3 protein-coding genes are annotated in these 2,702 nt (G+C 61.5%); all 3 read left to right on the top strand.

The features are described 5' to 3' along the window. The first annotated feature begins 98 nt into the window (after nt 1–98). Entirely contained in the window at nt 99–812 is a 714-nt protein-coding gene (locus tag COGEMETH_RS25450; RefSeq protein ID WP_238185442.1) for an OmpW/AlkL family protein, read from the top strand. A 718-nt stretch (nt 813–1,530) separates the two neighbouring features. Beyond that, on the top strand, nt 1,531–1,671 hold the full coding sequence (locus tag COGEMETH_RS25440) for a transposase (RefSeq protein WP_238185441.1): 141 nt from the start codon (nt 1,531–1,533) through the stop codon (nt 1,669–1,671). 224 nt (nt 1,672–1,895) lie between these two features. Then, on the top strand, nt 1,896–2,702 hold an 807-nt coding region (locus COGEMETH_RS25435; protein WP_238185440.1), incomplete at its 3' end, for an ABC transporter substrate-binding protein.

Genomic DNA, 2,702 nt, shown 5'->3' with positions numbered 1-2,702 from the left:
CAAAGGGGTGGGTAATTACAGCCCCCGCACGTGTCGCCGACCTGGGACCCGCATCAGGGACGCCTATCGTGCCGCCCAGATCTCCGAGATACGTCCCCATGTCGGCATGCACCTTTCCCCTGGCGTTGGTCTGTGTCGGCCTTTCCGCGTTCGGTCTGAGTGCGCACGCCACGGAGGCGGCGGAGCCGGTCTCTCCGGTCGGAGCGGAGGCGAACTCCGTCGGCACGGACGCGGGCTTGCAGACAGGGGCGGGCTTGCATGCCGGTGACTGGCTCGTCCGCGGCCGTATCAGTGGGTCGATCCCCACGCAGCGACGCTCGCACATCGATCTCATCGGGGGGCAGATCGACACCCCCGCAGCAATCCTCCCGGACTTCGACGTCTCGTATTTCCTGACGGATCACGTTGCCATCGAAGGGCAGGCCGGCGCGGTTCGAACCCGCCCGTTCATCCGGAACTCGCTGGTGGGCGACATCGCGATCGGATCGATCTGGAACGCAGCCGCGATGGGGATCGTTCAGTACCACTTTCTGCCGAACGCGCGCCTCAATCCCTACCTCGGGGTCGGTGTCGCCGCGACCACGCCCCTCTCCATCAAGCCGGGCAAGGGCATCCCGGATTTCAAGCTCAAGTCCCAAGCCAGCCCCGTGCTCCAGGCCGGCTTCGATTATCACCTCACCGGCAATTGGTTCGCAAACGCGACCGTGAAATACGTCTTTCTCCCGCAGCAGGCATACGAACTCGCAGGCGTGAAGGTAAAGGCCGACATGAACATGCTCATTGTCGGAGCCGGCCTCGGCTACCGGTTCTGAACGGCCGCATGCGAGCCACGGGCTGATCGACCTGCCGGCCCGGATACGGCAAACCCGTCACCCGTGCGTGGAAACAACCTGGGATCGCCCCGCCTCCGTGGACGGTCCAGGGGGCTCGGCTGCGCAGAGTGTCGGTCGGCGCGTATGCGGCGACCGTCTGGCCGACGGGCGGACCGCGTGCGGGTCTCTGCACGCACGGACCGAACGCTCCAACGGCGAATTCGACACCGGAACGTTGACGGATCTCGGTGGAGATCGTCACGCGCACCGATCGGGCCAAGGGCTTTGCCGTGCTGCCCGAGCGCTGGATCGTCGAGCGCACGATCGGATGGCCGAATCGCTGCCGGCGTCCGGGCGAGGATCGGGACTGCAAGACCCGCAAGGCACGCGCCTTCCTCCTCCTGGCCTCCATTCGCCTCATGACGCGAACGCTCCGTCGAGAAACAACAGGATGCCGGACAGAGTCTAAGACAAGGATGAGGACGCAGGGCTACCTGCTCGTGGCCGCCGTCTCGCCTGCCAACCTTCGCGGACAGCCACGGCGACACCGCCTTCCTACGCACCTTGCGCGGACCCTGGCGGTTCCCTGCTCACGGCATCTCCGACCGCGCCGACCGCGCCGACCGGCAAGACCGAGTCGGCTCGGTCGAAGACATCACCGTCGAGAGTGTCGAGCCGGACGATGGACAGACAGGCTGCGCCGTCCACGAGGCTCAGGGTGATCGAGCGGGCGTTCGGTTGGATCAGCCGCTGCCGCCGGATGGCCCGCGACGACAACGTCACCGCGTCCTCGGCGCCGACCGTCTTCGTCCTCTTTGCCGCCGTGATCCTCGTCGGAGGGCTCGCACGCACCTTATGAAACCCGGTCCGAGACCGGCTCGTATCGCGTCATCCGCCACCTCGGCGCCGTCGATCGTAACCTGCCCATCAGCGCGACCAACACCCGTCGAGCGTGCCGATCGAACGGGAGCCCATTGCTCACCATAGACCCGGCGACGCCGAACGTTTCGATGGCGCGCTCTCCAGCGACGCGCGCGAAATATTTATGGCTGTCGAACTTGCGCAGCCCCTTATCGATATCGCATGATCAATGAGTACCCGGACTCTCTAAATCCTCCTGTTTTAATGATGAGGTCAGATATGATTAAGCGAAATTTCGAAGATCATATGCGAATATTCATGGACTTCAAATCTCCGTTGTCTGACAGGTCTCCACATTGGTCGACTCATTCAATATCACGGCGAAATATATTTACATTGCTGGCTTTGTTTTCTGCCGGCATTCCCATGGCAAGAAGCCAGGAGCGTAAAGGTCTTGTGATCGGCTACCTTGGTTCCGAGTTGCCCGAGAGCTATGCCAGTCGCCTCAAAGCTTTTCGGGCTGGTCTCGAGGCCGCCGGCTTCGTCGAAGGGCAGAACCTCGCCATTCAATTCCGCTGGGCTGCCGGCAAATACGATCAGCTATCGGCATTGGCCCAGGACTTAGTCGAGCAAAATGTTTCGCTGATTGTCGCTGCTGGCGGCGCCTCCGTCGCGCTCGCTGCAAAAAAAGCAACGACCTCTTTGCCGATCGTATTCGAACTCGGCGGAGACCCGGTCGCGCTCGGACTCGTCGATAGTTTGGCCCGTCCCGGTGGCAACCTTACGGGCATCTCGAGCCTTAGTGTAGAAGTGAGCTCGAAAAGACTAGAATTTATGCATAAATTACTTCCACATGCTAGAAATTTTATCGTCGTAGGGAATCCAAAAAGTCCGACTTCGGAGCGTCAAATAACGAACCTCCGTGAGACGGCCGGAAAGCTGGAGATTGAAATCGATATTCAAATGCCAAACAGCGAAGCGAGTCTCGAAGCCATAGTCACTGATTTTTCCCCTGCGCATGCCGCAGGG

This window comes from Methylobacterium trifolii (genome assembly GCF_022179685.1).
GTDB classification, from domain to species: Bacteria; Pseudomonadota; Alphaproteobacteria; order Rhizobiales; family Beijerinckiaceae; genus Methylobacterium; species Methylobacterium trifolii.
This window is presented reverse-complemented; position numbering and strand designations above follow the sequence as displayed.

What these genes read in the sequence shown, in the direction of transcription:
- COGEMETH_RS25450 (WP_238185442.1), top strand. Translation starts at nt 99, where the DNA reads ATGTCGGCATGCACCTTTCCCCTGGCGTTGGTCTGTGTCGGCCTTTCC.